General features: G+C 62.7%; 19 protein-coding genes and 1 pseudogene. 11 read left to right on the top strand and 9 right to left on the bottom strand.

Features of this window, described 5'->3' with window-relative positions:
- Nucleotides 1-1,137: an MFS transporter gene (locus AC2FM5_RS12330; RefSeq protein WP_496735860.1), complete on the top strand. Its 1,137-nt coding sequence runs from the start codon at nt 1-3 to the stop codon at nt 1,135-1,137.
- A gap of 7 nt (nt 1,138-1,144) precedes the next feature.
- Here the strand turns inward: AC2FM5_RS12330 and AC2FM5_RS12325 are convergent, their stop codons facing one another.
- From AC2FM5_RS12325 to AC2FM5_RS12315, 3 genes are all read right to left on the bottom strand, one after another.
- The gene (locus AC2FM5_RS12325; protein ID WP_093964881.1) at nt 1,145-2,125 is read right to left on the bottom strand and encodes an ABC transporter permease; all 981 of its coding nucleotides are present in this window, start codon (nt 2,123-2,125) and stop codon (nt 1,145-1,147) included.
- The gene (locus AC2FM5_RS12320; protein WP_170340351.1) at nt 2,118-3,125 is read right to left on the bottom strand and encodes an ABC transporter permease; all 1,008 of its coding nucleotides are present in this window, start codon (nt 3,123-3,125) and stop codon (nt 2,118-2,120) included. Before AC2FM5_RS12320 ends, AC2FM5_RS12325 begins: the two co-directional genes overlap by 8 nt.
- A gap of 94 nt (nt 3,126-3,219) precedes the next feature.
- A complete protein-coding gene (locus AC2FM5_RS12315; RefSeq protein ID WP_496735856.1) occupies nt 3,220-4,926 on the bottom strand; it encodes a peptide ABC transporter substrate-binding protein in 1,707 nt (568 codons plus the stop codon).
- A 282-nt stretch (nt 4,927-5,208) separates the two neighbouring features.
- Between AC2FM5_RS12315 and AC2FM5_RS12310 the strand changes: the two genes are divergently transcribed.
- Genes AC2FM5_RS12310 through AC2FM5_RS12290 form a run of 5 tightly spaced genes read left to right on the top strand, consistent with a single transcriptional unit; the run spans nt 5,209 to nt 11,790 of the window.
- On the top strand, nt 5,209-7,029 hold the full coding sequence (locus tag AC2FM5_RS12310; RefSeq protein WP_170365839.1) for a dipeptide ABC transporter ATP-binding protein: 1,821 nt from the start codon (nt 5,209-5,211) through the stop codon (nt 7,027-7,029).
- A gap of 5 nt (nt 7,030-7,034) precedes the next feature.
- Nucleotides 7,035-8,201 carry an acetylornithine deacetylase gene (argE, locus tag AC2FM5_RS12305; RefSeq protein WP_170371509.1) on the top strand — a complete coding sequence of 389 codons (1,167 nt, stop codon included), beginning with the start codon at nt 7,035-7,037 and terminating at the stop codon, nt 8,199-8,201.
- Between the two features lie 55 nt (nt 8,202-8,256).
- Nucleotides 8,257-9,423 (top strand): M20 aminoacylase family protein, encoded by a 1,167-nt coding sequence (locus AC2FM5_RS12300; protein WP_496735853.1) that lies wholly within the window; start codon nt 8,257-8,259, stop codon nt 9,421-9,423.
- A 16-nt stretch (nt 9,424-9,439) separates the two neighbouring features.
- Complete coding sequence (locus tag AC2FM5_RS12295) at nt 9,440-10,603, top strand: M20 aminoacylase family protein (protein WP_496735851.1); 1,164 nt, start codon at nt 9,440-9,442, stop codon at nt 10,601-10,603.
- 23 nt (nt 10,604-10,626) lie between these two features.
- A complete protein-coding gene (locus tag AC2FM5_RS12290) occupies nt 10,627-11,790 on the top strand; it encodes a M20 aminoacylase family protein (protein WP_496735849.1) in 1,164 nt (387 codons plus the stop codon).
- A 39-nt stretch (nt 11,791-11,829) separates the two neighbouring features.
- On the opposite strand, the gene AC2FM5_RS12285 is transcribed toward AC2FM5_RS12290, so the two are convergent.
- Complete coding sequence (locus AC2FM5_RS12285) at nt 11,830-13,140, bottom strand: 3-deoxy-D-manno-octulosonic acid transferase (RefSeq protein ID WP_496735847.1); 1,311 nt, start codon at nt 13,138-13,140, stop codon at nt 11,830-11,832.
- A gap of 1 nt (nt 13,141) precedes the next feature.
- Complete coding sequence (gene moaA / locus AC2FM5_RS12280) at nt 13,142-14,149, bottom strand: GTP 3',8-cyclase MoaA (protein WP_496735845.1); 1,008 nt, start codon at nt 14,147-14,149, stop codon at nt 13,142-13,144.
- Nucleotides 14,150-14,240: 91 nt separating this feature from the next.
- Here moaA and AC2FM5_RS12275 point away from each other — a divergent pair, with 91 nt between their 5' ends.
- Nucleotides 14,241-14,645: a hypothetical protein gene (locus AC2FM5_RS12275; protein WP_170340976.1), complete on the top strand. Its 405-nt coding sequence runs from the start codon at nt 14,241-14,243 to the stop codon at nt 14,643-14,645.
- On the opposite strand, the gene AC2FM5_RS12270 is transcribed toward AC2FM5_RS12275, so the two are convergent.
- Genes AC2FM5_RS12270 through glmU form a run of 3 tightly spaced genes read right to left on the bottom strand, consistent with a single transcriptional unit; the run spans nt 14,633 to nt 18,506 of the window.
- Nucleotides 14,633-15,319, bottom strand: a complete 687-nt coding sequence (locus AC2FM5_RS12270; RefSeq protein WP_496735843.1) for a DNA alkylation repair protein — start codon at nt 15,317-15,319, stop codon at nt 14,633-14,635. The two genes, AC2FM5_RS12275 and AC2FM5_RS12270, sit on opposite strands and share 13 nt — an antisense overlap.
- Nucleotides 15,320-15,325: 6 nt before the next feature.
- Nucleotides 15,326-17,149, bottom strand: a complete 1,824-nt coding sequence (glmS, locus tag AC2FM5_RS12265; protein ID WP_496735841.1) for a glutamine--fructose-6-phosphate transaminase (isomerizing) — start codon at nt 17,147-17,149, stop codon at nt 15,326-15,328.
- A gap of 4 nt (nt 17,150-17,153) precedes the next feature.
- Nucleotides 17,154-18,506 (bottom strand): bifunctional UDP-N-acetylglucosamine diphosphorylase/glucosamine-1-phosphate N-acetyltransferase GlmU, encoded by a 1,353-nt coding sequence (gene glmU, locus AC2FM5_RS12260; protein ID WP_496735839.1) that lies wholly within the window; start codon nt 18,504-18,506, stop codon nt 17,154-17,156.
- A gap of 133 nt (nt 18,507-18,639) precedes the next feature.
- Here glmU and AC2FM5_RS12255 point away from each other — a divergent pair, with 133 nt between their 5' ends.
- From AC2FM5_RS12255 to AC2FM5_RS12245, 3 genes are all read left to right on the top strand, one after another.
- Entirely contained in the window at nt 18,640-19,311 is a 672-nt protein-coding gene (locus AC2FM5_RS12255; protein ID WP_170357330.1) for an HAD-IA family hydrolase, read from the top strand.
- A gap of 40 nt (nt 19,312-19,351) precedes the next feature.
- Nucleotides 19,352-20,542, top strand: coding sequence for a DegT/DnrJ/EryC1/StrS family aminotransferase (locus AC2FM5_RS12250; RefSeq protein ID WP_496735837.1), 1,191 nt, complete (start codon nt 19,352-19,354; stop codon nt 20,540-20,542).
- Between the two features lie 156 nt (nt 20,543-20,698).
- A complete protein-coding gene (locus tag AC2FM5_RS12245; RefSeq protein ID WP_170340987.1) occupies nt 20,699-21,862 on the top strand; it encodes an isovaleryl-CoA dehydrogenase in 1,164 nt (387 codons plus the stop codon).
- Between the two features lie 51 nt (nt 21,863-21,913).
- Here AC2FM5_RS12245 and AC2FM5_RS12240 read toward each other — a convergent pair whose 3' ends face one another.
- A complete protein-coding gene (locus tag AC2FM5_RS12240; protein WP_170357333.1) occupies nt 21,914-22,519 on the bottom strand; it encodes an OmpW/AlkL family protein in 606 nt (201 codons plus the stop codon).
- A gap of 136 nt (nt 22,520-22,655) precedes the next feature.
- Between AC2FM5_RS12240 and AC2FM5_RS12235 the strand changes: the two are divergent.
- A pseudogene (locus AC2FM5_RS12235) lies at nt 22,656-22,870 on the top strand (AMP-dependent synthetase); the annotation flags it as partial.

The raw sequence follows: 22,870 nt of genomic DNA, 5'->3' as shown, positions 1-22,870 counted from the left end.
ATGATCGGATTGGTTTCAGCCTGGCGGGCCGTGGCCGCCATGTTCATCCTGAACGGCGCCCTGTTCGGGATCTGGGCCTCGCGCATTCCGGCCGTCCGTGACCGTCTGGGGCTGAGCCACGAGGAACTGGGCTATGGCCTGCTGTTCATGGCGGCCGGGGCAGTGTGTTCCTTTCCAGTCACCGGACGCCTGACCGACAGGTTTGGCGCGGTGACCGTGACGCGGGTGATCGCGGTCCTGTACACGGCCTCACTGATCCTTCTTGCGGCCGCCGACAGCTTCGCCATGCTGGCCGCGTTCCTGTTCATCTTCGGGGCCTTCCACGGCTCGATGGATGTGGCCATGAACGCCTGGGCCGCCGAGGTCGAGCAGGCCTACGCCAAACCGGTGATGTCCTCGTTTCACGCGATGTGGAGCCTTGGTGCCGGGTTGGGTGCGCTCAGCGGCTATGGCGCGGTTCAGCTGCAGCTTGACGTGTTGCCGCATTTTCTGCTGGCCGGCGGGGCAACCGTGGCGTTGGCGCTTGTGTTGTCCTGGGTCCGATGGACGTCGCGGCGGGTGGAGTCCGACGGCGCCGCGATCTTTGCTTTGCCCGGTGGCGTTCTGGTCCTGGTGGGGCTGACGGCGATGTGCGGCGCGTTGGGCGAGGGGGCTGTGGCTGACTGGAGCGCCATCTTTCTGCGGGATGTCACGGGTGTGGCTGAAAGCGTTGCGGCTTTGGGCTATGCCGTTTTTTCGGTGTCCATGGTTGCCGTGCGGCTGCTAGGCGGCCTCGTGATCGCCCGGTTCGGCCCGGTGCCGGTGGCCCGGGTCAGCGGAGCCTGCGCGGCTTTGGGCGTGTTCTTGGTGGTATCGGCCGGGGGCGCGGTCGGGGCACTGGCTGGATTCGCGATGATGGGCGTGGGCTATGCGGTGATCATGCCGCTGGCTTTCAGCCGGGCGGCGAATGACCCGCATGTTCCGCCGGGGCAGGCCATCGCCAGCGTCGCCACCTTGGGGTACGGAGGTTTGCTGATCGGTCCGCCGCTGATCGGGCTTTTGGCGGGGATCCTGTCACTGCGGCTGGCCTTTGCCGTCCTGCTGCCGCTGGCAGTGGTTATCGTGGTGTTGGCCGGCGCGCTCAGGCGCGCCGACTGACTTTGGTTCAGCGTCCGCGGATCCGCGGATCGAGCGCATCGCGCAGGCCGTCGCCCAGATAGTTGACGCTCAGCACGGTCAGCGAGATTGCCAGGCCGGGCCAGAACACACGCTCGGGGTATTGCTGCAGATAGTCGACGCCATCGAACAGTAGCCGGCCCCAGGTGGGGAAGTCAGGCGGGAAGCCCAGCCCCAGGAAGGACAGCGCGCTTTCGGTGATGATCGCCGTGGCGATGCCCAGCGTGGCCGAGACCATGATCGGCGACAGCACGTTGGGCAGGATGTGCCGGGTGATGATCTGCGTGTTGCTGGTACCGATCGAGCGGGCGGCCAGAACGAATTCGCGTTCCTTGATGGCCAGCACGTCGCCGCGCACGATCCGCGCCGTAGGCATCCACGAGGTGATGCCGATGGCGCAGACGATCAGGATGAAAATCCCACGTTCAAGCCCGAACGCAGCGGACAGAGGCTCGCGGAACAGCAGCATCATCACCAGCAGCAGCGGCAGCAGCGGCAGGGCCAGGAACAGATCGGTCAGGCGCATCAGCGGCCCGTCCAGCCGTTTGAAGAACCCGGCAACCACGCCGATGAACGACCCCAAAAACAGCGCCAGCAGCATCGCGGTGATGCCGACCGATACCGAGGTCTGCCCCCCCGACATCATTCGCGCCATGATGTCCCGGCCCAGCTGATCGGTGCCGAACGGATGGGCCCAGCTGGGCCCCTGGTTGCGGGCACGGATGTCGATCTGGGTCGGGTCGATGGTCCACAGGAACGGGCCCAGATAGACGGCCGCGACGATGAAGATGAACAGCATCGCGCCGATCATGGCGCCCTTGTGGGTCTTGAACTGGTCCCACACGTCGCGCCACTGGCTGCGAGGTGGGGTGGTCAGTTCTTCCATTACATCGGCAGTCGGCAAGGCCGTCGAGGCCGGCGCAAGGCCCTCATCAGGGACCAGCGTGTCTGATTGATTGTGATCAGTCATAGCGGATCCTCGGGTCCAGAATGCCATAGAGAACGTCTGCGATCAGGTTGAACAGGACGATCAGCACGGCAAAGATGAAGGTCAGCGTTTGCACCATCGGCAGGTCATTGGCCTGAATGGCGCCGATCAGCAGTTGGCCGATGCCGTTCACCTTGAACACCTGCTCGGTGATGATCGCGCCACCAAAGATCGCCGGAATACCCAGAGCGATCACGGTAACCACCGGGATCATCGAGTTGCGCAGGACATGCACCATGACGACGGTGTACTCGCTCAGCCCCTTGGCGCGGGCGGTACGGACGTAATCCTGGTTGAGGTTGTCCAGCATCGAGGCGCGCATGAAGCGGCTGAGCTGCGCAGTGATCTGCAGCGCCAGCACCATCACGGGCATGATCATCTGTTTCAGCTGAACGACGAAGCTGTCCCAGTCATTGACCACATGCGTCGTGTCATAGATCGACGGGAACCAGCCCAACTGGACCGAGAAGATCACGATCACCAGCACCCCCGAGAAGAACGGCGGAACCGAGAAGCCGACCATCGACACGAAGGTGCCCATCTGGTCGAACCAGGAATACTGGCGATAGGCCGAATAGATGCCAATGGGCAGGGCGATCAGGATGGCGACCACATAGGCGGTGCCTACAACCCACAGGGTCTGCGGGATACGCTGAACGACGATGTCCATGACGGGCGAGCGGGTCTGCCACGAAATCACACGCAGGTCACCTTCGGAAAAGGTGGTGCCAAAGATGTGGTCGACCAAAACCTGCGGTTCGATCCAGAAGAACTGCACGATCCATTTCCAGAACCGGACATGCATAGGCTGGCCGAGGCCAAGCGCCTCGCGCATCTTCTCTTTGACTTCAGGCGGAACGGTAAGCGGAACCTGTGCCATCGGGTCGCCGGGGGCGAGCTCGAGCAACAGGAAGATGACGAGACTGATGAACAACAGCGTCGGAACGGCCAGGATCAGTCGTCGAATGGTGAAGTTGAGCATTAAGAGGCGCCTTTATATGCGTCTTCTTGTTGGTGGAACTTGCGAAAGACCGCGCCCCGATACAGATCGGGACGCGGCTGTGCAAGGCTAGCGCTTAGGAACCGGTCTTGCGGTACCAGTCAGCGATGTTCCACAGTTCGCTGTCCCACACGTTCAGGACGACACCGCCCAGAGTGTTTGCGTGGGCCGACAGACGACCACGGTGGACCAGCGGGATCATGCCGCCGTTCTGAACCATGATGTCGTTCAGCTGCTTCGCGATTTCGGCGCGCTGCTCCAGACCGGCGGTCTGCGCCAGTTGGGCATGCAGCTTGTCGAACTCTTCGTTGCAGAAGCGGCTGATGTTCTCACCCTGCCACTGGGTCTCGGGACGCGGTGCCTTGTCGCACAGGCCGTTGCCCAGATAGCTTTGCGGGTCGGTGCCGTTGAAGGTGTTGGCGTACATCTCGACGTCAGCATAGAACTTCTGGAACGTGTCGGGCGAGCCCGGGTCACCACCGAAGAAGACCGAGGCGTTGATGTTGCGCAGTTCGGTTTCGATGCCGATCTGGCTCCACCATTCCTTGATCAGCGCCTGGAAGTCCTGACGGACGGCGTTGGTCGAGGTCTGATAGACGATCTTCAGCGGAACGCCATCCTTCTCGCGGACGCCGTCGCCGTCGGTGTCGACGATGCCGGCATCATCCAGCAGTTTCTTGGCGCCTTCGATATCCTGCGTGTCGCAGGTCATCGAGGTCGAGTTGAACGCAGCCGGAGCCGGCACCCAGTTGCAGGTCACTTTACCCGCCTGGCCATAGCCGATCTCAACCAGCAGCGGGCGGTCGATTGCCATCGACATAGCCTTGTAGACCGCCGGATCCTTCAAGAAAGGGTGCGGGTGCTTGGCCGTCGAACGCTCGCCTTCCGGCAGTTCGGGCGACGGGTTGGTCTGGTTCAGCATGATGCGCTCGACCAGCGGGCCAAAGCCTGCCACCGGAGTGCCTTTGCCGCCTTCTTGCATCTGCGCGATAACTTCGGGCGCCAGCTGCAGGTTCCAGGCATAGTCGAACTCGCCGGTTTCCATCACGGCGCGACCGGCCGCAGTCGCATCGCCGCCGCCCTTGAAGGTCACGGTTGCGAAGGCCGGTTTCGCCGGGTCACGATAGTTGTCGTTGGCCTTGAAGGTGATCACATCGTTCGGCTTGAACTCGGTGACGACAAACGGGCCGGTGCCGATCGGGTTGAAGTTCTGCTCGGTGCATTCCGGAGCTTTCGCGCCCATGCAGTCCGCGAACTGAGCGGCCTGAATGATCGGGCTTTCGCCGCCGACGAACGGACCGTAGGGGAACGGGGTCGGCTTTTCGAAAGTGACCTTGACGGTCAGATCATCCACAGCTTCGACGTTGGTGACGCCTTCGAACTTGGTCACCTGCGCACAGCCACCTTCGGGGTCCATACAGTAATCGGCGGTGAATTTCACGTCGGCCGAGGTGAACGGCGTGCCATCCGACCAGGTGATCCCCGGGGCGATCTTCCACGTGATCGAGGTGAGGTCCTCGCTCACGCCGCCGTTTTCGACGGTCGGGATTTCGGCTGCCAGATACGGCACCATGTTGCCGTCCTGGTCGTAGCGGGCCAGAGGTTCGATCACCAGCGAGGCCGCTTCGACGTCTTTGGTGCCGCCCGACAGGAACGGGTTCAGGATCGAGGGTGCTTGCCAATAGATGATGCTGACGTTGCCGTCCGATCCGCGCTCGGCCATGGCCATCGGGGCCATCGCCGTGCTTGCAATCGCACCAAGCAAAAGGGTTTTGATTTTCATCATACACTCCTTGTTGGACACATTCGTGTCTCGATTTTCTCCGCAAGGCCTGCGGATTTGGCGTTGCCGTGCCGGGCTCAAGCCACTGAAACAAAAGACAATTGCGCAAATATCTGCGCACTACGCCCAATTTCTCGGCACGGTTACGCGGGGTATCGAAACAGAGTTTGCAGAAATTGCAAGCCTTGCCGCAGCGAAACTGGCAATGCGTTTGACTTTTCCTGTCAGCCCGCCTTAGCGTTCGGCAAAGAAAACACTCATGCAGCCAAGGGGAGCGCTCGCGTGCTGGATCAGCCTATCGCCCAGATCAGGGAACTTCGGGTCGAATTCCAAACCAAGGATGGGCCCGTCGTCGGGGTCGAGGACGTCTCGTTCGAGGTCCGTCCGGGCGAAACCGTCTGCATCGTGGGCGAATCGGGATCGGGCAAGTCCGTATCTTCGTTGTCATTGATGCGCCTTGTTGAATTCGGCGGGGGTGAAATCGCCGGCGGACAGTTGATTTTCGACCGCAACGACGGGACCGAACTGGATCTGGCCAAGGCCGATCAGGACCTCATGAAGCAGATTCGCGGCAACGAAATCGGGATGATCTTTCAGGAACCGATGACTGCGCTGAACCCTGTTTTCACGGTCGGGCGACAGCTGACCGAAGGGCTGCGGATTCACAAGGATATGTCCAAGTCCCAGGCCGAAGCACGCGCCTTGGAACTGCTGAAACAGGTCCGCATCCCCGAACCCGAGCGGCGGCTCAAGCAGTATCCGCACGAATTGTCGGGCGGGATGCGCCAGCGGGTTGTGATCGCAATGGCCATGGCCTGCGAGCCGCGCCTGCTGATCGCCGATGAACCCACCACGGCTCTGGACGTGACGATCCAGGCCGAGATCCTCGCCTTGATGGACCGGCTGAAGCGTGAAACCGGCACGGCGGTCATGTTCATCACCCATGACATGGCCGTGGTCGCCCAGATGGCCGACAGGGTTGTCGTCATGTACCGCGGCAACAAGGTCGAAGAGGGCACCGTCACCGAGATTTTCGAGAATCCTCAGCATGACTACACCAAGGCTCTGCTGGCCGCGGTGCCCAAGCTGGGTGAGATGCGCGGAAAATCCGCCCCCGAGCCGATGAAGTTGCTGGGTGTCGAAGGACAGAAGATCGCCCCGATTCCCGGAACCGAGGATGTATTGCTGTCAGTCCGGAACCTGACCACGCGGTTCCCGGTAAAAGGCGGGATCCTGCGCCGCACCATTTCGAATGTGCACGCGGTCGAAGACGTCTCGTTCACCCTGAACAAAGGGCAGACGCTGAGCCTCGTCGGCGAGTCGGGTTGTGGAAAATCTTCGGCCGGACGCTCGATCCTGCGGTTGATCGAGCCCATGGCGGGTGAAATCAGTCTTGATGGCGTGGACATCATGAAGCTGGACCAGAAGGGCCTGCGCAAGGCCCGCCTGGACATGCAGATGATCTTTCAGGACCCATTCGCATCGCTGAACCCGCAGATGCAGTTGGTTGATCAGGTGGCCGAGCCGATGCGCAACTATGGCGTGGCATCGGGGTCGGAACTGCAGGACCGGGTCGCACAGCTGTTCGACAAGGTGCACCTGCCACGCAGCTTCATGCGCCGGTTCCCGCACGAAATGTCGGGTGGGCAGCGGCAGCGAATTGCGATTGCCCGGGCGCTGGCCCTGAACCCGAAACTGATCATTGCGGACGAAGCCGTTTCCGCGCTGGACGTTTCTGTTCAGGCGCAGGTTCTGAACCTGATGATGGAATTGCAGTCCGAACTTGGCCTGAGCTATCTGTTTATCAGCCACGACATGGCCGTGGTTGAGCGGGTCAGCCACCACGTGGGTGTGATGTATCTGGGCCGGATCGTCGAACTGGGCCCACGGGCGCGTGTTTTTGAGAACCCGCAGCACCCCTATACGCAGGCATTGATGAAGGCGGTTCCGATCGCCGATCCCAATCAGCGCAAGTCGGAAAAAGATCTGAATTTCAAACCGATCCCGTCTCCAATTCACCCAATCGGCTATGAGCCTGCGCCTTCGGAATACCGCGAGGTCGAGCCGGGTCACTTCATTCTGACGACCGACAGCGGTTACTGACCCATATGCCACAGCGCCTGACTCCGCTTGAGATCATGACCAAGCTGATCTCGTTTCCCACCGTCAGCCGCGACAGCAACCTGCCGCTGATCGACTGGGTCGAAGACTACCTGAACGGCCACGGTATCCGCGCCCACCGATGGCCGGATCCGGACCAGCCGCACAAGGCGGCCCTGTTTGCCCATGTCGGCCCCTGGGAGGAAGGCGCGGTCGTGCTTTCCGGTCACACGGATGTGGTGCCGGTGGACGGACAACCCTGGGACAGCGACCCGTTTGTCGTGACCGAACGGGACGGCAAGTATTTCGGACGTGGTACCTGTGACATGAAGGGCTTTGACGCCCTCGCCATCTGGGCGCTGGTCGAGGCGCAATACGCCGACGTCAAGCGCCCGCTGCAATTGGCGCTGAGTTTTGACGAGGAGGTCGGCTGCACCGGTGCGCCGCCCATGATCGTCGCCATGCAGGAGGTTCTGCCCAAGGGCTCGGCCGTGGTGGTGGGCGAGCCGTCGATGATGCAGGCCGTCACCGGCCACAAGGGCGGCTTCGGCTTTGATACCCACGTGGTTGGATACGAGGTGCACAGTTCGATCATGCATACCGGTGTCAATGCGATAATGTATGCCGCGCCGCTGATCGACTGGGCAAATGCGCAGAACGACATCAACATGGCGGCGGACCCCAGCGATATCGCGGCAGTCTTTGATCCTCCTTGGACAACCTGTCACGTGGGCATGATCAAGGGCGGCACTGCGCACAACATAACGGCCAAGGATTGCCGTTTCATGATGGATTTCCGGGTCGTCCCCGGCGAGCAGGCATCAGCTTGGAAAGAAGCCTATCTGGAACAGGTAAGAGTGGCGGAAAGGAAGATGCAGCAAGTGCATCCGGACGCCCATATCGAGGTGAAGGCCAGCTTTGCCGTTCCGGCGTTGGTCCCGGAAACAGATGGCGAGGCCGAGACGCTGGTGCGCGCCCTTACGGGCGACAACGCAACCCATGTCGTCAGCTATGGCACCGAAGCCGGTCAGTTTCAGGAAGCCGGTTACTCAGCCGTGATCTGTGGACCCGGAGATATCGCCCAGGCGCACCAGCCGAACGAATACATCACGATCGCTCAGTTCAACGCCGGCCATGACTTCATGCAGCGTCTGGTCTACAAACTGGCGGCGTGACCCAAAAGAGGCACTGGAAACTCAGGATTTCAATCAGAAGCTCGGAGAGTTGAACATGCCGGTCAAAAACAGACTTGCCGAAATGCACGCCGAGATCACCAAGTGGCGGCGGCACCTGCATGCGCATCCCGAGTTGATGTACGACGTACATGAAACCGCCGGCTTCGTTGTCGATAGGCTCAAGGAGTTCGGTGTCGATGAAATCACGCCGGGTATAGGTAAAACCGGTGTCGTGGCCGTGATCCGAGGGCGGACGGACACGCAGGGGCGGGTGATCGGGTTGCGGGCCGACATGGATGCCTTGCCGATCAACGAGGCGACCGGAGTGGACTATGCCTCGACCGTGCCGGGCAAGATGCATGCCTGCGGGCATGACGGGCACACGTCGATCTTGCTCGGCGCTGCGCAATACCTTGCCGAGACGCGCAATTTCGACGGAACGGTGGTACTGATCTTTCAACCGGCCGAAGAAGGCGGAGCAGGCGGTCTGGCCATGTGCCGCGATGGGCTTATGGATCGATGGGGCATTCAGGAAGTCTACGGCTTGCACAACATGCCCGGCCTGCCTGTCGGAGAGTTCGCAATCCGGCCCGGCGCGCTGCTGGCGTCGTCGGACGAGTTCGAGATTGTCGTGACCGGCAAAGGTGGCCACGCCGCCGCGCCGCATGAAGCCATCGATACAACCTTGGTGGCATCGCATATCGTGGTTGCGCTGCAATCGGTTGTATCCCGCACCGTTGATCCAATCCGACGGGTGGTGCTGACGGTGGGGACGTTTGAAACTGACAGCGTCGCCTCGAACGTGATTGCGCACACGGTCCAGCTGCAGGGCACGGTTCGCACACTGGACCCGGAATACCGTGGCATCGCCGAGGAGCGCGTGCGCCGGATCGCCGAAGACACAGCCTCGGCTTTTGGCGCCAAAGCCCGCGTGACCTGGACGCCCGGCTACCCGGTGACGGTGAACTCCGAGGCGGAAACGGCCTTCGCCGCCGAAGCCGCCGAGGCGGTGGCCGGCAAGGTCAATGACGCAACGGATCCGATCATGCCGTCCGAAGACTTCGCCTACATGCTTGAAGAACGGCCCGGAGCCTACATCTTCTTGGGGAACGGCGACACGGCCATGTGCCACCATCCCGAATACAATTTCGACGACCAGGCCATTCCTGCCGGATGCAGCTGGTTCGCCGAGCTTGTCGAACGACGAATGCCCATCGCCTGAAACAGGAAAGACAGTCATGCCGATCAAGAACCGTTTTGCCGAAATGCACCCCGAAATCACCGGTTGGCGGCGCGACATACATCAGCACCCCGAAATTCTCTACGATACCCATCGGACCAGCGCATTGGTTGCGGAAAAACTGAAAGAGTTCGGTTGCGACGATGTGGTGACCGGAATTGGCCGGACCGGGGTAGTCGGCGTGATCAAGGGCAGGACCGACACCCAAGGCCGCGTGATTGGTCTGCGGGCCGATATGGATGCGCTGCCAATGCAGGAGCAGACGGGAGCGGAATATGCCTCCAAGACTGCGGGCGCCATGCATGCCTGTGGCCATGACGGTCACACTGCGATGGTTCTGGGCGCCGCCAAATATCTGGCCGAGACCCGAAACTTCGATGGGACCGCGATCGTGATCTTTCAACCGGCCGAAGAAGGCGGCAACGGTGCTGAAGCCATGTGCCAGGACGGTTTGATGGACCGCTTCGGCATCCAGGAAGTCTATGCGATGCACAACGTGCCGGGCCTGCCGACCGGGCAGTTTGCCATTCGCTCCGGGCCTCTGCTGGCGGCGGCGGACGAGTTTGACATCCATCTTGAAGGCCGCGGCGGTCATGCCGCCAAGCCGCAGGAAACCGTGGATACTACGGTCATGCTGTCGCAACTGATCGTGGCCCTGCAGACCATCGTTTCGCGCAACGCCGACCCGATCTTGCAGGCCGTTCTGTCGGTCACGGCGGTCGAGACCTCGTCGAATGCGTTCAACGTGATCCCGCAATCGGCCCGGCTGCGTGGCACCGTCCGCACCCATTCGAACGAGATGCGCGACCTGATCGAACAACGACTGAATGAAGTTGTGCAAGGTGTCGCGGCGACCATGGGTGGCACCACCACGGTGACCTACTCGCGCGGCGTTCCGGTCACGATCAACGCGGAAGAGCAGACCGGATATGCAGAATCCGCGGCAATTGCCGTCGGTGGCAGCTGTGCCGAAGCACCGATGGTGATGGGGGGCGAAGACTTCTCGTTCATGTTGCAGGAACGTCCCGGCGCCTTCATAGTCCTGGGAAATGGCGACAGCGCCGGGCTTCACCACCCCGAATACGATTTCAATGACGAGATCATTCCGATCGGATGCTCGTGGTTTGCAGAGATGGTCGAACGCCGGATGCCGGTGGCCTGAGATTTTTAGGAGAGAAGACGAAGATGCCAGTGAAGAACCGCTTTGCCGAATTGCAGGATGAAATCACCGCCTGGCGGCGTGATATTCACGAGAATCCTGAAATTCTGTTCGATACGCATCGCACCAGCGCGCTGGTTGCGGAAAAGCTGAAAGAATTCGGCTGCGACGAGGTGGTCACGGGGATTGGCCGCACCGGAGTTGTCGGGGTGATCAAAGGCAAGGCCGACACCAAGGGTAAGGTGATCGGATTGCGGGCGGATATGGACGCTTTGCCGATCCACGAGGCGACGGGGTTGGACTATGCTTCGAAAACGCCGGGTGCGATGCATGCCTGCGGCCATGACGGCCACACCGCAATGCTGCTGGGGGCGGCCAAATACCTGTCCGAAACGCGCAATTTCGACGGAACCGTCGTTGTGATCTTCCAGCCCGCCGAGGAGGGCGGCGGCGGCGGCCGCGAGATGTGCGAAGACAACCTGATGGAGCGTTGGGGCATTCAGGAAGTCTACGGAATGCACAATTGGCCCGGTAAGCCTGTGGGCAGCTTCTCGATCCGGCCGGGCGCGTTCTTCGCGGCGACTGACCAGTTCGATATTACTTTCGAAGGTCGTGGCGGTCATGCCGCCAAACCGCATGAAACCGTGGACACCACTGTCATGACTGCGCAGGCCGTTCTGGCGTTGCAGACCATCGCGTCGCGCAATGCCGACCCGATCGATCAGGTCGTTGTTTCGGTCACCTCGTTCGAGACCTCGTCAAAGGCGTTCAACGTGATCCCGCAGAAAGTGCAGATCAAGGGCACCGTGCGCACGATGAGCAAAGAGATGCGCGACCTTGCTGAGCAGCGCATCAACGAAATCTGCTTGGGCGTCGCCGCGACATTCGGCGGTACTGCCGATGTCAACTATATCCGGGGCTATCCGGTCATGATCAACAGCGACGAGCAGACCGAGTTCGCCGCCGAGGTCGCCCGCTCGATCTCGGGTGCCTGCGAGGAGGCACCTTTGGTCATGGGCGGCGAAGACTTCGCCTACATGCTGGAAGAACGTCCCGGTGCCTATATCCTGGTCGGCAATGGCGACACGGCGATGGTCCACCATCCTGAATACAACTTCAACGACGAGGCGATCCCTGCCGGGTGCAGCTGGTGGGCCGAGATCGTCGAACAGCGGATGCCCGCAGCCTGATACCGTGGCGGGGGCGCAGGCCCCCGCTGCCACTGGCGGTCAGGGGCCTGCGTTCTCCAGACCCAGCTTGTCGCATAGCGTATCCACAACCGAATCCAGCGCCGATTTCTGGGTGTTCACGCAGGATTGCGCCGCCGCTTGCGCCGCTGCCAGCGCCGATCTGTCCGACAGCCAGGGCTCGACCGCCTTGGCCAATTCCGGCGCCGAAGCGACTTCTACCGCGCCGCCGCTGTCCACCAGCGGGGCAAATGTCTCGGCGAAATTGTAGTAACCCGGCCCGGTGATCACCGCAGCGCCAGCCTGAGCCGGTTCGAACGGGTTGTGGCCGCCGATCTCTTTCAGCGACCCGCCCAGAAACACGATCGGGCACAACGCGTACCACGTTCCGGTTTCGCCCAGCGTATCGGCCACATAGACTTGCGTGTCGTGGGTAACCGGCTGCCCGGCGCTGCGCAGGGCATGGCTTTGACCCGCGGCATCGATCAAGGCGCAGACCTCGTCCCGCCGTTCCGGGTGGCGGGGGATCAGCAGCAGCAGGAGATCGGGCCTGCGGTTCAGCAATTCGGCATGGGCGGCCAGAACGGTCTCCTCCTCGCCCGCATGGGTCGAGCTGGCGATCCAGACCGGCCGCGCGCCGATTTGCGCGCGGATCTGCGTCAGCGTGTCCTGATCCACCGGCAGCGGATCGGACATGGCCTTGAGGTTGGTTCCGGGCTGCACCAGATCGGCGGGCGCGCCCATGGCGACCAGGTTTGCGGCCGTGCGGTCGTTTTGCGTCAGGAACAAGCGGAACTGGCTCAGGACAAAGCGGGCGGTGTCGGGGCGCTTCTTCCACCCGGCCACCGATTTCTCGGACAGGCGCGCGTTCAGCAGGGCCAGTGGCGTTCCGCGCCGGGCGGTCTCGACGATCAGTCGAGGCCAGATCTCGCTTTCGACGAAGACGCCGGCATCGGGCCGCCAGTGATCCAGAAACCGCGCCACCGGGCCGGCGCTGTCCAGCGGGGGGTATTGGTGGCGGGTGCGCGGCGGCAGGCGTTTTTCCACCAGCGCCGCCGAGGTCGGGGTGCCAGAGGTGATCAGAAACTGCGCATCCTCAATCCGTTCGCTCATACGCTTGATCAGGCTCAGAACCGACAGGCTCTCGCCCACGCTGGCCGCATGGAACCAGATCAGCCGACCGTCGGGCCGGGGCTGGCTCGCATGGCCCAGCCGCTCGCGCTGACGGACCTCGGAAACACCCGCCGTCTGCAGCTTGGCGCGAACGGTGCGCCAGGCCAATGGCATGGCGATGGACGTCAACGCGCAGTACATACGGTACAGCGTCGTGGGTTGCCCCGACTGGTCTGCCATGTCAGCCGCCCGTGTGGCTCATGTGACGGCTCATCTGGCCATCGATCTTCTGGCGGGAATAGTCGAAATCATGGCCCTTGGGCTTGAGGGTAATCGCCGCGCGGATCGCCTGTTCCAGTGGCTCTTCACTGTTGGGGTGGTCGCGCAGAGGGGCGCGCAAGTCGGCCATGTCCTCTTGTCCCAGGCACATGTACAACTCGCCCGTGCAGGTCAGGCGTACCCGGTTGCAACTTTCACAGAAATTATGGCTGAGCGGCGTGATGAAGCCGATCTTTTGCCCGGTTTCCTCCAACCGGAGATAGCGCGCCGGGCCACCGGTGCGCTCGGCCAGATCGGTGACGGTATAGTGGTTTTCGTACTCGGCCCGCACGTCTTTCAGCGACCAGTACTGGTCCAGCCGGTCCTCGTTGCCGATGTCACCCATGGGCATGACCTCGATCCAGGTCAGGTCCATGTCGCGCTCGGCGCACCAGCGGGTGATCTTGGGCAGCTCTTCCTCGTTGAACCCTTTCAGGGCCACAGCGTTGATCTTGACGCGCAATCCGGCCTTCTGTGCGGCATCGATCCCACCCAAGACCTGTTTCAGCCGCCCCCAACGGGTGATCTGGGCGAATTTGTCCTCGTCCAACGTGTCGAGAGAGACATTTACCCGCCGCACCCCGGCGGCGTACAGGTCGTCGGCGAACCGCGCCAATTGCGAGCCGTTGGTGGTCAGCGTCAGCTCTTTCAGCGCGCCGCTGTCCAGGTGCCGGGTCATCGAGTCGAAGAACCCCATGATCCCACGGCGCACCAGTGGCTCACCCCCGGTGATCCGCAGCTTTTCCACGCCCAGCCGAATGAAGGTCGAACACATCCGGTCCAGTTCTTCCAGCGTCAGCAGCTCTTTCTTGGGCAGAAAGGTCATGTTTTCCGACATGCAGTAGACACAGCGAAAATCGCAGCGGTCCGTGACGGAGACGCGGAGATAGGTGATTGCGCGGGCAAACGGGTCGATCAGCGGAGCAGTCATGCTCAATAGGTAAAGCGCACGGTGCCTTGCGACAAGTCAGAACTGCGCTTGAGGGGTGGAACGCGGGCGCGGGCAGGGGTAGGCTGGTTGCATGCGATACCTGTTTGTCATTATTCCTGCGTTTCTGACCGGCTGTGATGCGGTGCGGCAAGGACTTGATCGCGCGCCGGATGCGGAACCTGCGCAGACGACAGAAACCGCCGCTGCGACCGAAGAGGTAGAAGCAACGCCTGTTGCGGCCGTGAACACCGGATGGGCTGGGGCCAAGACAACGATTGCCGGACTGGGCGATCCGAACAAGCCCGGACGCTGGCTTGAAACGCCGTTGGTTGAAACTGAGATCAATGGCCGGGTGGTCGTTCCCAAGACGGGCGCGCAGGCCTATATCACACTTGTACCGGCGCCCTCAGGCGGCAGCCGCCTGTCGGTTGAGGCGATGCGTGCGCTGCTGGTGCCGTTTGACGAACTGGTTGAACTGGACGTTTATTCCAACTGATCTTTCAGGTACTTGCCGGCCTCTTTGCGGGCAAACGGCTTCATCGCGTGACCGTGCGCGGCCAGAAACGCCCGGACCCGGTCGGGGTCGTGTTTGGACAGGTCGCGCAGCCACCAGGCCACCGCCTTCTGGATGAACCAGTCGCGATCGGGGACATAACCGACGGCCCACCCCAGAATGCGGTCGCGGCGCTCTAGGTCTTCGGGCTTGGGGTGGTTCTGCTTGGTCCAGGGCAGGGTGGCCACCAGCGCCGCGCGTCGAGTCCACATATGATCCGAGGTCGTCCAGCTTTCGACCTGATCCAGCCGCGAAGGATCGGCCCACAGGCGCTTTTGCATGGCCATGCTGGCATGATCGGCCACCGCCCAGGCGTCGAAATCGGGCAGCCAGCTTTGCAGCAGGTCCCAAACCGCCTGATCGGGACGGATGCGGGCCTGCGTCAGCAGCTTGGCGGCGGCCAGCCGCGCCTCGTGGATGTTGGTCTGCCACAGCTGATCGGCCAGCGCGACGCGGGCGTCCACGTCCATCTGCTGCCGCCAGATTCTGGTCAGATCATTCAGCACCGGGTTCGGTACCCCAAGATAGGGGCGGTCGATCTTGTGATAGGCCGCCATCTGGGCGGCCCGGTCGGGGTCGGCATGGGCGTTGATCTGGTCCAGAGGGCTGTCCGGCATGGGGGCTTACTCGACCGTGACGGATTTCGCCAGGTTGCGCGGCTGGTCCACATCGGTGCCCTTGGCGACCGCCGTGTGATAGGCCAGCAGCTGCGCGGGCACCGAATACAGGATCGGCGCCACCGAAGGGTGGGCATGCGGCATACGGATCGTGCTCCAGACCCCGTCCTTGGCATCGGCGATCCCGTCGTCGTCCGAGACCAAAATGACCTTGCCCTTGCGCGCCATGACCTCTTGCATGTTCGACACGGTCTTGTCGAACACCGCATCGCGCGGGGCCATCACCACCACCGGCATATGCTTGTCGATCAGGGCGATGGGGCCGTGCTTCAACTCGCCCGAGGCATAGCCCTCGGCGTGGATATAGCTGATTTCCTTGAGTTTCAGCGCGCCTTCGAGGGCCAGCGGGTACATCAGGCCGCGTCCCAGGAACAGAACGTCGCGCGCCTCGGACAGGCGCTGGGCGGATTTCCGGATCGCCTCCTCCTGGTCCAGCGCGGCATTCAGCAGTGTCGGCAGGCCGCGCAGCGCGGCGGCGTGATCGGCCAGCGCATCGTCGTCCAGTATGCCCCGGTCGGCCGCGGCTTTGAGCGCCAGCATCAGCAGAACGCTCAGCTGGCAGGTGAAGGCTTTGGTCGAGGCCACGCCGATCTCGACCCCGGCATGGATGGGCAGTGCCACGTCGCTTTCCCGCGCGATCGAGCTTTCGGGGACATTGACCACCGACACGATCTTGTCGGCCTTGCCTTCGCAATAGCGCAGCGCGGCCAGGGTGTCGGCGGTTTCGCCCGACTGGCTGACGAACAGGGCCAGCGTGCGGTCGGTGATCGGCGGTTCGCGATAGCGGAACTCGCTGGCGATATCGACCTCGACGGGCATCCGGGCCAGTTGCTCGAACCAGTACTTGGCGGTCAGACAGGCATAGAAGGCCGTGCCGCAGGCCACCATGGTCAGGCGGTCCAGCTTGGAGAAATCAAGATCCGCGTCCGGAAGAACCACCCGGTCGCCGCCGGTGGGCAGGTACGAGCGGACCGCCTCAGCCACCACCACCGGCTGTTCGGCGATTTCCTTGGCCATGAAATGCTTGTGCCCGCCCTTATCGGTCCGGGTCTGATCCAGCTGGATCTTGCGGATCTCGCGATTGGCGACCTCGCCCGCCTCGTTGCGGATCTCGACCGAAGTGCGGGTGACCACGGCGCGGTCGCCTTCTTCCAGATAGGTGATCCGGTCGGTCAGCGGCGCCAGCGCGATGGCGTCCGAGCCCACGAACATCTCGCCATCCCCGTGCCCGATGGCCAGGGGCGAGCCCTTGCGGGCGGCGACGATCAGGTCATCCTCGCCGTCGAACAGGAAGGCCAGTGCAAAGGCGCCTTGCAGCCGGTCGATGGTCTTGAAGGCGGCCTCGACCGGGCTCAGCCCCGATTTCATGTAGAATTCCGTCATCAACGCGACGGTTTCGGTGTCGGTCTCGGTCTGGAAATCGATGCCGTTCTCGGCCAGTTCGGCCCGCAACTCGCGATAGTTCTCGACGATGCCGTTGTGGACCACGGCAACCGGTCCGGCCTGATGCGGGTGCGCGTTGCTGACCGAGGGTGCGCCATGAGTCGCCCACCGCGTGTGCCCGATGCCCGACTTGCCGGGCAGGGGGTCATGCACCAGAAGGTCACTGAGATTGACCAGCTTGCCCACCGCGCGCCGACGGCCCAGCTTACCGCCGTTTACGGTTGCGATGCCCGCACTGTCATAGCCGCGGTACTCCAGCCGTTTCAGCGCTTCGACCAGGATGGGTGCCGCTTCGTGCTTGCCCAATACGCCAACAATTCCACACATTTACTCAGGCTCCCTTGTCCCGGCGTGCCTTTTTCGCCTTCAGCATCTCGAACAGCTTGCGGGCATAGCCCGCCTTGTTTTCCTGTTTGGCGCGGCCCACCGCGAGGGCGTCGGGTTCGACGTCGCGGGTCACGATGGTGCCGGTGGCCGTCATCGCGCCGCTGCCCACGGTGACCGGGGCCACCAGCATGGTGTTCGAGCCGACAAAGACGTTCTCGCCGATCGTCGTGCGGTGCTTCATCACGCCGTCATAGTTGCAGGTGATGGTGCCCGCGCCGATATTCGTGCCCGCGCCGACCAACGCATCGCCGATATAGCTTAGGTGATTGACCTTGGCGCCCTCGGCGATTTCGGCATTCTTGATCTCGACGAAATTGCCGATACGGGTGTTCTCGGCCAATTCCGCCCCCGGGCGCAGCCGGGCATAGGGGCCGACCACGGCGCCGCGGCTGACATGGCAGCCCTCGAGGTGCGAAAACGCCCGGATCGTCGCGCCGCTTTCGACCGTGACGCCGGGGCCGAAGACCACGTTGGGTTCGATCACCGTGTCGCGACCGATCACCGTGTCGGCGGCCAGATAGACCGTCTCGGGGGCCATCAATGTGACGCCCAGATCCAGCAGTTCGGCCCGGGCGCGGGCCTGGAACACGGCGTCGGCCGCGGCCAGATCGGCGCGCGAGTTCACGCCCAGCGTCTGCGCCTCGTCGCACGAAACGGCTGTGACCTTCAGGCCGCGGTCGCGCGCGATCTCGACCACGTCGGTCAGGTAGTATTCGCCCGACGCGTTGTCGTTTCCGACCGCGTCGATCAGGTCGAACAGGGTGCTCGCGTCACAGGCCAGAAGGCCCGAGTTGCAGAAGGTTATGGCGCGTTCTTCATCTGACGCGTCCTTGAACTCGACAATCCGTTCAAGGGCGTCGCCCTTCATCACCAAACGGCCATACCGGGCCGGGTCGGCGGCCTCGAAGCCCAAGATCACCAGATCGTTGTCAGCCCGCGCGGCGATCATGCGCTCCAGCGTGTCGGGCTGCAGAAACGGGGTGTCACCATACAGAACGACCACGTCGCCGGTGAACCCGTCCAAAGCCGCGCGCGCCTGAGCGACGGCATGGGCGGTGCCCAGCTGCTGGTCCTGCACGACGATGCGGGCGTCTTCATCCTCGGTCTGCGCGACTTTGGCCACCGCCTCAGCGCCGTGGCCGGTGACGATGACCGTGCGTTCGGGTGCGAGAGCCGACCCGGCGCGCATGGCGTGCACCAGCATCGGAACCTGGGCGATCGGGTGCAGAACCTTTGGGATATCCGAATTCATCCGGGTGCCTTTTCCGGCGGCAAGGATGACAAGGGCAGTGCTCATGAATGCGTTTTCTCTTTTGTTTTGTCGCGGTCCGTTTTATCCGCTGAGGGCAAAGGCGCAAGCCGTTCGGCCATCAAACAAGATTGCCGTTTGCAACACGACATGGCGGAAAACTGCCGAGCAAGGAGACAGAATGCGCACGGTCATCTTCGATCTGGACGGGACTTTGGCCGATACGTCGGGCGATCTGCTGGCGGCGGCCAACCATTGTTTCCGGCAGATGGGGCATGGCGACGTGCTGGTGCACGGGCAGGATGCGGCGGTGGCTTTGCGCGGCGGGCGGATGATGCTGACCCACGGGCTGAAACGCGTGGGCGCCTATGACGAAGAGACCGTGAACGCCTATTACCCGGTCCTGCTCGAGGCCTATGGGCAGGCGATCGACACCCACACCACCTTCTATCCCGGCGCGCTGCAGGCGGTCGAGGCGCTGAAGGCCGCCGGATACGGTGTCGGCATCTGCACCAACAAGCCCGAGGCGCTGGCCGAGCTGCTGATGACGCGGCTGGGAGCGCGGGCGTTGTTCGGCTCGTTGGTGGGGGCGGACACGCTGCCGGTGCGCAAGCCCGACCCCGCGCCGCTGCGTGAAGCGGCGCGCCGGGCCGGCGGGCTTCCCGACCACTGCATACTGGTGGGCGACTCGGATACCGACCGTAACACGGCCCGGGCCGCAGGGGTGCCTTCGATCCTTGTGACCTTCGGCCCGTCCGGTGATGACATGGCCGCACTGCAGCCCGATGCGCTGCTGCACCATTTCGACGATCTGCCCGCAATCGTTGCCGAGCTTGTGGGCGCGGCGGCCTGATCTCTTGACCCGCGCTGCGACTGGCCCCACAAACGACGCCATGACCGAGCGATTTTCTGGCAGTTTCACCCAGCAGGAGCCGATCCCCGACGCGGCGATCGAGGCGGCGCTGGCCGTTCTGCGTCACGGGCGGTTGCACCGCTACAACGTGGCCCCCGGAGAGCTGAGCGAAACCGCCCTGTTGGAACAGGAATTTGCCGCGCAGATGGGTGCGAAATACTGTTTGGCCGTGTCGTCGGGCGGCTATGCGCTGGCCACGGCCCTGCGTGCCGTGGGTGTCCAGCCGGGAGATGCGGTTCTGACCAACGCCTTCACGCTGGCCCCGGTGCCGGGGGCGATCGCCTCGGTCAATGCGCGCCCGGTTTTCGTGGGCGTGACCGAGGGGCTGACCATCGATCTGGACGATCTGGCGGCCAAGATGGACCGCGCCAAGGTTCTGATGCTCAGCCACATGCGCGGGCATCTGTGTGACATGGACCGGTTGATGCAGATGTGCGACGCCGCCGGGGTGACGGTGATCGAGGATTGCGCCCACACGATGGGCGCCGCCTGGCGCGGACAGTTGTCCGGCCGTCAGGGGGCGATCGGCTGCTATTCCTGCCAGACCTACAAACATGTGAACTCGGGCGAGGGTGGCCTGTTGATCACCGATGACGAAATGCTGGCGGCCAAAGCCACGATGCTATCGGGCTCGTACATGCTATACGAACGCCACCTTGCGGTGCCGGGTCCCGAGGTGTTCGAGCGGATCAAGTACACCACGCCAAACGTGTCGGGGCGGATGGACAATCTGCGCGCGGCGATCCTGCGCCCCCAGTTGCGCGAGTTGGATCGGCAGGTGCGGCGCTGGAACGAACGCTATGCCGAGATCGAGGCGGGCCTGCGCGGCACGCCCGGCCTGACCATCGTCGAGCGGCCTGCCGAGGAGAGCTATGTCGGCTCGTCGATCCAGTTCCTTCTGCTGGATTGGGCGCAGGACAGGATTACCGAGGTTCTGCGACGCTGCGCCGATCGCGGAGTCGAGTTGAAGTGGTTCGGCGGGGCCGAGCCGACCGGGTTCACCTCGCGCTATGACAGCTGGCGCTATGTCGAGTCGGAACGGATGCCCGAGACCGACCGGATTCTGCGCGGGATCATCGACATGCGCGTTCCGTTGACCTTCTCACTGGACGATTGCCGCCTGATTGCCGGCATCATCCGCGCCGAGGTCGGCGCCGTTTTCCAACAGTAATTCAATCGAGTGCGCCATGCGGCGCACGCTCGAACACTGCAAAAGCCGCCCGAGGGCGGCTTTTTCATTTGGGTCACGCGATGATTGACCGCGCGGGGAAAGGTCTGTATCAGTTTATTGAACACCTGTTCATTAACGCGAAAGAGGAGAGCGCGGATGTTCACGGCGACAATGCAATTCGATCTGGGTGAAGATGTGAACGCGCTGCGCGAGATGGTGCACCGCTGGGCGCAGGAGCGGGTCAAGCCGATGGCGGCCGAGATCGACAAGACCAACGCCTTTCCCAACGAGCTGTGGAAGGAAATGGGTGAACTCGGTCTGCTGGGCGTAACCGTTCCCGAACAGTATGGAGGCGCCGAAATGACCTATCTGGCGCATACGATCGCGGTTGAAGAAATCGCACGCGCCTCGGCATCGGTGGCGCTGTCCTACGGGGCGCATTCCAACCTATGCGTCAACCAGATCAAGCTGAACGGCACTGAAGAACAGAAGCAGAAATACCTGCCGCGCCTGATTTCGGGCGAACACGTAGGTGCCCTGGCAATGTCGGAACCCGGAGCGGGGTCGGATGTTGTGTCGATGAAACTGCGGGCGGAAAAGCGCAACGACCATTACCGCCTGAACGGCAACAAATACTGGATCACCAACGGGCCGGATGCCGATACGCTGGTCGTCTATGCCAAGACCGACCCCGAGGCCGGGTCCAAGGGCATCACGGCCTTCCTGATCGAGAAAGAGATGAAAGGGTTCTCAACCTCGCCCCATTTCGACAAGCTGGGTATGCGCGGTTCGAACACGGCCGAGCTGATCTTCGAAGATGTCGAGGTGCCCTTCGAGAACGTGCTGGGCGAAGAAGGCAAGGGCGTTGCGGTTCTGATGTCGGGCCTCGACTATGAGCGCGTGGTTCTGGCCGGGATTGGCACCGGCATCATGGCTGCCTGCCTGGACGAGATCATGCCCTATCTGGCCGAGCGCAAGCAGTTCGGCAAACCGATCGGAACCTTCCAGCTGATGCAGGGCAAGATCGCCGACATGTACACCGCGATGAATTCGGCCCGGGCGTATGTCTACGAGGTCGCCAAGGCCTGTGATCGGGGCGACGTGACCCGGCAGGATGCGGCGGCGTGCTGTCTCTATGCGTCCGAGCAGGCGATGGTGCAGGCGCATCAGGCGGTTCAGGCCATGGGCGGGGCCGGGTTCCTGGCGGATGCGCCGGTTAGCCGGATCTTCCGCGATGCCAAGCTGATGGAGATCGGCGCGGGCACCAGCGAGATTCGCCGGATGCTGATCGGCCGCGAATTGATGAACGAAATGCTCTGAAGAAAAACGCCTCGCCGACGAGGTCACGGCGAGGCGTTTCCGATCGAAGGATCAGAAGCGATGGACGTAGGACACGCCAACCAGCCACGGATCGATCTCGGCCTTGCCGATGTCGGCTCCGTTGAGGGTGACGTCCGAGTCGATGTCGAACCAGCGGACGTTCAGGCGAACCGCGCCCTTGTCCGTGACCATGTAGTCCAGGCCGGCCTGCAGCGACACGCCGAACGAGTCGTCGACCTTCAGATCGCCCAGCGGCGATTCCTCGTCAAAGAACACGGTGTAGTTCAAACCGGCGCCGACATAGGGTTTCCAGGCGCTGCTGGTTGCAAAGTGGTAGTTCAGCGACAGTGTGGGCGGCAGGTGCTTGACGCTGCCCGCGTCGACACTTCCGCCCAGCGTGATGTCATGGCTGAACGGCGTTGCGGCCAAAAGCTCGATGCCCAGATTGTCACGAATGAAATACTCGGCGGTGAAGATCGGGCGGGTGTCCGAGTCGACGTCGGCGCTGAAGCCGGCGAGGGATCCGTTGTCGGATTTCGGGTCGAGGTAGCCGATACCGACACCAACGGTCCAGTCTCCCTGAGACTGGGCGAATGCGGGGGCCGAAACAGCGGCCAACGCGGTGGAAAGGGTGAGGATGGCGAGTTTGCTGGTCATGTTCTTGCCTTTGGTTTTGTGTGCAAGCCGACCATGCCTGCAGGACGGGGCGGCCACTCTGATCTGCATCAAGTTTCGTTGATGTTCGATATTCAATTTGGCGCGGCAAGTCGCTTAAATTTAGGGGAAAAACGCCATGCGTCCCGCTGAGGTCATACCGGGTTTGCGGTCTGGTGGCAGCTGGGACATTCCGCCCAGGCTGAACATGGCACGTCAGTGCCTGTCGCGGCCTAGTGAGCAGGTGGCGATCCTCGATCTGTCTTCCGAGGCTACGACCGAGATCACCTATGGTGAACTGGAACAAATGACCGACCGGCTGGCGCGCGGGTTGCTGGGCAGGGTGCAACCCGG

This window comes from Ruegeria sp. BHSA162, assembly GCF_059613385.1.
Note: the sequence above shows the minus strand (reverse complement) of the source record. Positions and strands in the feature narration are given on the sequence as shown.